Source organism: Methanoregula sp., from assembly GCF_002835825.1.
Classification (GTDB): Archaea; Halobacteriota; Methanomicrobia; order Methanomicrobiales; family Methanospirillaceae; genus Methanoregula.
Genome location: NZ_PIZH01000113.1, coordinates 1 through 6024 on the forward strand (window position 1 = coordinate 1; position 6024 = coordinate 6024).

8 protein-coding genes are annotated in these 6024 nt (G+C 52.9%); 6 read left to right on the forward strand and 2 right to left on the reverse strand.

Annotated elements, in window-relative coordinates; translation table 11 throughout:
* The first annotated feature begins 385 nt into the window (after positions 1-385).
* From CW742_RS05630 to CW742_RS05645, 4 genes are all read left to right on the forward strand, one after another.
* Positions 386-1801: a phage/plasmid primase, P4 family gene (locus CW742_RS05630; RefSeq protein ID WP_292417667.1), complete on the forward strand. Its 1416-nt coding sequence runs from the start codon at positions 386-388 to the stop codon at positions 1799-1801.
* Positions 1802-2161: 360 nt separating this feature from the next.
* The gene (locus CW742_RS05635; RefSeq protein ID WP_292417670.1) at positions 2162-2719 is read left to right on the forward strand and encodes a sporulation transcriptional regulator SpoIIID; all 558 of its coding nucleotides are present in this window, start codon (positions 2162-2164) and stop codon (positions 2717-2719) included.
* On the forward strand, positions 2704-3477 hold the full coding sequence (locus CW742_RS05640) for a terminase large subunit domain-containing protein (RefSeq protein WP_292417672.1): 774 nt from the start codon (positions 2704-2706) through the stop codon (positions 3475-3477). The genes CW742_RS05635 and CW742_RS05640 overlap by 16 nt, the downstream gene beginning before the upstream one ends.
* Positions 3470-4135 carry a hypothetical protein gene (locus CW742_RS05645; RefSeq protein ID WP_292417675.1) on the forward strand — a complete coding sequence of 222 codons (666 nt, stop codon included), beginning with the start codon at positions 3470-3472 and terminating at the stop codon, positions 4133-4135. Before CW742_RS05640 ends, CW742_RS05645 begins: the two co-directional genes overlap by 8 nt.
* 59 nt (positions 4136-4194) lie before the next feature.
* Here the strand turns inward: CW742_RS05645 and CW742_RS05650 are convergent, their stop codons facing one another.
* Positions 4195-4317 (reverse strand): hypothetical protein, encoded by a 123-nt coding sequence (locus CW742_RS05650; protein ID WP_292417678.1) that lies wholly within the window; start codon positions 4315-4317, stop codon positions 4195-4197.
* Between the two features lie 50 nt (positions 4318-4367).
* Here CW742_RS05650 and CW742_RS05655 point away from each other — a divergent pair, with 50 nt between their 5' ends.
* Entirely contained in the window at positions 4368-4814 is a 447-nt protein-coding gene (locus CW742_RS05655; protein ID WP_292417681.1) for a hypothetical protein, read from the forward strand.
* Complete coding sequence (locus tag CW742_RS05660) at positions 4811-5578, forward strand: hypothetical protein (RefSeq protein ID WP_292417684.1); 768 nt, start codon at positions 4811-4813, stop codon at positions 5576-5578. The genes CW742_RS05655 and CW742_RS05660 overlap by 4 nt, the downstream gene beginning before the upstream one ends.
* Positions 5579-5843: 265 nt before the next feature.
* Here the strand turns inward: CW742_RS05660 and CW742_RS05665 are convergent, their stop codons facing one another.
* Entirely contained in the window at positions 5844-5978 is a 135-nt protein-coding gene (locus tag CW742_RS05665; protein ID WP_292417687.1) for a hypothetical protein, read from the reverse strand.
* Between the last annotated feature and the right edge of the window lie 46 nt (positions 5979-6024).

Below are 6024 nucleotides of genomic sequence, written 5' to 3' on the forward strand. Positions count from 1 at the left end.
TTGGAACACCTGCCAGAGCTCCACCGTTGCGCAGCTGAGATAGCTATCAAGACCGGACGGTGGCGTCTGGTATGATGATTCCCGAGGCCTCGTGGCCACGCACATGGCGGATCATCCGGCGCGTTCAGCGCAACGAGATACCGCAGACACCGGGGTATCAAAAATATCTCCAGCAGGAGATCCGGCGGATGAGCCCCGAGCAGTATGCCAGGTTCATTCAAGAAACAACTGGGAACACGACAGGGGATGCACATGGAGTTTCACAGTCCGGTTTACGAGCTATTATCCCATTGTGAACGGATGGGTATGCGATCCCCACCATACTGGGACTTGATGTTGGAATCCGATTTGCTGACATCATGCCAGACGTTTCTTGGGGTGAAAAATGGACGCCAGTGAACAGGCCCGTCAGATAGCCGCAGATGCCCTTAAAATCATCAGCAACAAGCGGTCCCAGGAGAAGGTTGCCGCGAACCAGTTCAAGGAGGATCACCCGTACGACTACAGCAACATCGCGAACTATATCCGCGACGAATGCAGTGTCCTGTCCTTCAAAAAGAGCCTGTACCGATACCAGGACGGCATCTATGTCGAAGATGACGGGTATCTCGACAGTCGCATCACGACCGAACTCCTACAACGGGGAATCGCCAGTGATGGCCGAATCACCAATGCCGCAGCACAGGTCCGGCACTACTTGACGTATGCCAAGGTCGAAACCGAATACCCGTTCAACCTTCACCCGAATGCCATCCCGGTCCGCAATGGTGTCCTGAAGATTGACTTCACCACCGGAACCACAACATCAGAACCCATCTCACCGGCATATCGGTTTAATTACCAACTGGCAGCGGCCTACGACGCATCAGCGAACAGCGAACCCATTAAAGAATATCTGGATTCTCTCGGAGTAGACACCAACATTCTCCTGCAGATACCGGCACACGCTATGCTCGGAATGCTCGGCAGGCAGTATAAAAAAGCGTATTTCCTGCAGGGTACCAAGAACAGCGGGAAGTCCACTTTTATCGACCTGTTGGTCCAGCACCTATTCGGATCACCTGTATGTTCATCCGTCAGTCTGCAAGCATTGTTGTTCGACAAGTTCCGTCTGGCCGAGCTGAATGGGAAGATCATCAACAGCTATGCCGACCTATCCGACCAGAAGCTGCGCGACATCGGTGTCTTCAAGACTCTAACCGGCGGCGACACGATCACTGTCGAACGGAAATTCAAAGATCCGTTCCAGATGAAAAATAAAGCCCTGCTTGTATTCTCTGCCAACAAGTACCCGAAGATCACCACCGGCGATGATGCTTTCTGGGACCGGTGGATCGCGCTGGAATTCAAGAAGGCATTCAAGGTGGACAGCACGTTCACCGAACGGACATTCACCGATGCTAATATTTCAGGGCTCTTGAACCTCGTGCTTCAGCAGATGCAGAAGATCATCAAGGACGGATTGACAACAACCGACTCCGTGGAATTCACATGGCTGAATGATGCCAGCAGCAGTCACCGGTTCATTCAGGAAGAACTTGAACGGTGCAAGGATGCCGTGCTGGTCAAGGCTGACGTATTCCACATGTACACCGAGTTCTGCGACGATGGTGATTATGAGATTGAATCCCAGCGGGCATTGACCGAAGCCATGCTGCGGAGCGGAGCATTATCCGTAAGGCCGATGGTCGGGAAAAAACAACAGCACTGCTACCAGGGATACAAGATCAAGGGCGTCGACCCGGTATATCCCGACAAGGCTCCTGCGAAGGAAACCACCCAGGCCACGGTGATCGCATGACACCCTCTCTTTTTTGAGGGAATTAAGGGTGGGACAGGATATAGACCAACTTGCCAGCATATCCATATTAAAATCAACCCTAGAGGAAGTACGTAAAATCAATAGTTATAGTATAGGTTTGCTTTCATGTTGGATATCTTGGATATTCATCAAAAAAGGGGACTCGCTGACCAGTCGCTTGTCCCACCTTGACCAGAGTTGTTTTAACTCAAATCTCGTTGTTCAAGCATCTGCTACCATACAGCATACGACCGCAGGGTTATGTTCTAGTATTGATCCGTTCTCAAAAACTGGTGGTTTTCTACCATTCGGACGGCAATCTGCCTTTAAAATTCTTTATTATAAAAATAGGTGCACATCATGACCAGTGTCGACTGGCAGTGCACTATCTGTTCCAGCCCCCGCAGGACAGATATCGAAGCGGCCATCGTCAACGGTCGGACGGTCAGGTCCATCGCGGAGGAGTTCGGTGTCAGCAAGTCCACGGTGCACCGGCATAAGAACGAGGGGCACATCTGCCGAACGATGCAGAAGGCCGCAGGCAGCCCGCTCTGCCCCGACGATAAGCGAGGGGATATTGTAGCTATCACCCAGGCGGAGGATATGGTCAAGTGGACAAAGGGATTGCTCGGCAAGGCCGTCCGCATCCTTGACGCAGCGGAGGCAGAAGGCGATAAGAGAACGGCACTGGCGGGCATCAGGGAAGCACGAGCATCGATTGAAACGTTGTATAATCTGACCAATTCTGTTGCGGGGATGAACGTCCGCGACCTGACTGTGAACCAAGGAGTCAGCCCGAAGGAATACTCGGAAACCATCAGCCGGGTGATCCGAGCACTGGAACCCTATCCTGACGCTCGTATTGCGGTTCTGGCAGCACTTGAAGGCATGAAGGTGATAGAATGCCCGACCGAATGAACAAAGGGCTGATACACGGCCTGTCGCCTTCGCGCTGGTCCGAAGACGTTCTCGGCATCGTACCGGATCCTTGGCAGGAGAACGTGCTTGATGGATCGCACAAGAGGATGATCCTAAACTGTGCACGACAGACCGGCAAGTCCACCGTAACCGGCATCCTCGCCTTACATACTGCGGTATTCAGAGCACCGGCATCGGTTGTGATCATCTCACCATCGCAGACACAATCGTCGGAGTCATTGAAGAAGGTGAAGTTGTTCTTGGCACTGATGTCGGATAAGCCCGGCATCACGAAGGACAACGAGAGCAGATTGGAGTTCGCCAACGGGAGCCGGATCATCGCACTGCCCGGGTCCACCGTCACCTCTAGGGGATTCTCCGCAGTGGACCTGTTGATCATCGATGAAGCCAGCCGGGTATTGGACGATATCTACTTCGGTGTCAGGCCGCTTGTGGCCGTCAGCAATGGCCGGATCATTATCCTGAGTACTCCTTTTGGAAAGCGCGGTTTCTTCTGGCAAGCGTGGACAGATGGCGGCGACGGCTGGGAACGGGTCATGATACCGGCATCCGATTGTCCACGAATAACCGCAGAGTTCCTTGCTGAAGAAAAAAAGTCGATGGGTGACTGGTTCTACAACCAGGAATATCTCTGCTCCTTCATGGAAGCCGAGGACAATGTTTTCGGTTATGATCTCGTGATGAGCGCCATCGATAGCGATGTGAAACCACTATTCGAGGTATCTGATTATGAATGAGTTTGTAGCAGGTCTTGACCTTGGCCTGATGAACGACTATTCAGCACTGTGCATTCTTGAGGTCATGCCGTCCGGCATAATGCACCTGCGCCACATCCAGCGGTTCAAGCTGGGAACGAAGTATCAGACTGTCTGCTCCCAGGTGGAGCGGTTGTTAGGCAAACTGCCGGGGAATCATACCCTTGTCGTGGACCAGACCGGCGTTGGCCGGGGAGTGACTTCGATGTTTGAAGAACGGGAGATCCCCTTCGTACCCGTCACGATTACCAGCGGCAACGATGCGAACCGTGTCAATGGCGAATGGCGTGTTCCCAAGAGGGACCTTGTGGCTGGACTGACCGTTGCCCTCCAGAATGGGAAACTGAAGGTCGCCAAGGATCTGAAGGAAACCAACAACCTCGTCACGGAAATGTTGAATTTCAAGATCAAAATTTCGACAGCGGGAAATGATTCGTATGGAGCATGGCGGGAATCCATACACGATGATCTCGTTTTGAGCAGTGCTCTCGCCGTGTGGTACGCTCCAAAAGCTGCACCCGGGGAAATGATGCCACTGATATCATTCGGCGGGTTGCGGATGGACGATGAACCCCCGAACTCATTCCATCAGGATTGGACGATTGCCGACTACGAATATTATGCCCGTGGATACCGATGATGGCGATAAAAAAGGCATTCGTCAACATTCACAAAATCCGTTGTCCGACGTGCAGGAGTTCACGCCTGCGGCGACAACAGGGATTGTGGATATGCAAAACTTGTTCCCAGGTGTTCGCCATCAGGAACGGCAAGGTCGTGATAACCGACAACGAGGGCAATGATCCGTTGGAACCTGTGCATCCCGCCAACCACGGTGAGCCCATTCAAAATTATCAAGGAGATGAAACGAAATGAGATTGATTCAAGACACGAAAGTGATCACAAGCACCGAACAGATTAAAGAACTCATGGACGCCGTTATGGAGCGGCTTCCAACGGTGATCGCCAATGAATCGCAGGAGAACATTAACCGGGAATGTAAGGACGCTAAAAAGGGTGCACTTACTGAAATTGAAGACCGGCTTAAGATGCTCAGCCAATTTAGAGGCATCCTCATTAATATCCCCGGGGAAGATTTCGATCAGCAGCGGAAAGCCCGGCATAACCGGGCGATGATGGCCCGGAATTTCTTGAACAGCTACGATCACCATGCGGCAGACCGGTCCGGTGATGCACCGAACACCGACTTCGATCCCCGGCTGATGAAGATCATTGTCTTGGCAGTACAGGCACATGCGGCATTTGAGGCAGCCCGTAAGGATATCGTCGGCAACCTCATCGTACCGGGGAATCCATGACCGCAGTCAACAACACCGGCAGCTTCCAGAGCGAGCACGAGGTCGTGCTGCAAGGCTTGTCGCAGTGGTTACCAGGACCATCAAAGATCGGGAAGGTCTTCTATGGTGTGGATAATTTCGCGCCGACCGCCGATGCGTGGAACAAGATCCCCATCCTCTTTTGTCCGCCGGGGATCAAGCCGGTCCACCCGGACCACGCTGCCCTTGCACGGGACCCCATCGGGACCGCCAAGGTGTACGGATATCGTATCATTGGAAACCCGAAGAACACCCGCGTCACCGGTTCGCAGATAGTTGCCGATGCGCTCCTATCAGATCCCCAGGCAGCGGAGCTTGCCAAAAATAACAAGCTTGGTTTGTCCACTGGCTTCGATGCGCAGATTGACAATGCGGGGCGCATAAACGGTCGCGTCGATCCAAACCACATCCTCGTGTTCATGAGCTGTAAGAAAGCAGCCGCCGGGGAGCACTGCGGTACCGGCAACGATCCCCGTGCAGCCTTCAACAATATCGCTCCGGTGGAACGCCCTCCAATGCCCCGTCATGGTTCGAAGGACCTCTCGGAAATGGAAGCAGAACAGCAGAGAGCACGCGATGTTCGGAACGGGAGGCCGCTGGAGAGCGCGCATGAGATACCCGAATTTTTCCGGGAGCAGGCACGGGAGCGGGAGGCGGCAGCCGTTGAAATGATCAAGGCCCGGGGAAAAATCGACCCGGCGACCGGTATGTTCAGGGATTTCCAATCCTGCGAGGAACCGGACTGATGATCCTTACAAAATTTTTAAGGTGGTGTGGTTATCCAGTTTGGACGAAAGCGGAACTCAAAGCTGAGTTTGACAAAATGCAGCAAGTGCCGCAGGTGTCGGACTTGGTAGTTGTGAACGTCGACAAAATGATCAGAAATGAGAAGTAGTACTCTTTTTCCCCGCTCCCAAAATTCGGAGCCCATTGCACCGAGTACCCTGCCCTTCCAGCAGGCGATCGGGATGGTGTTGGTATGATTGGACGTGACTGATGAAAAAAAGGGGATTATGCCTTGATCTGTTTCTCGACAATTCTTGCGGCAATTCCTTCGGCAACATAGCCTAAAAACTCGTCCCACTTTTCCGGACCGAGCGCTTCCTTCAGTTCTGCCCCAGTCATGATTGCGTTCTCGTTCACCATCTTCACGCCTCGTCAGCAACAGGACTGTGATCCATACTCTCAATGG

Bases quoted from the DNA above. Each gene is read 5' to 3' on its own strand.
- CW742_RS05645 (WP_292417675.1), top strand. From the start codon at position 3,470: ATGAATGAGTTTGTAGCAGGTCTTGACCTTGGCCTGATGAACGACTAT.
- CW742_RS05630 (WP_292417667.1), top strand. From the start codon at position 386: ATGGACGCCAGTGAACAGGCCCGTCAGATAGCCGCAGATGCCCTTAAA.
- CW742_RS05640 (WP_292417672.1), top strand. From the start codon at position 2,704: ATGCCCGACCGAATGAACAAAGGGCTGATACACGGCCTGTCGCCTTCG.
- CW742_RS05635 (WP_292417670.1), top strand. From the start codon at position 2,162: ATGACCAGTGTCGACTGGCAGTGCACTATCTGTTCCAGCCCCCGCAGG.
- CW742_RS05650 (WP_292417678.1), bottom strand. From the start codon at position 4,317: ATGCACAGGTTCCAACGGATCATTGCCCTCGTTGTCGGTTATCACGAC.
- CW742_RS05660 (WP_292417684.1), top strand. From the start codon at position 4,811: ATGACCGCAGTCAACAACACCGGCAGCTTCCAGAGCGAGCACGAGGTC.
- CW742_RS05655 (WP_292417681.1), top strand. From the start codon at position 4,368: ATGAGATTGATTCAAGACACGAAAGTGATCACAAGCACCGAACAGATT.
- CW742_RS05665 (WP_292417687.1), bottom strand. From the start codon at position 5,978: ATGGTGAACGAGAACGCAATCATGACTGGGGCAGAACTGAAGGAAGCG.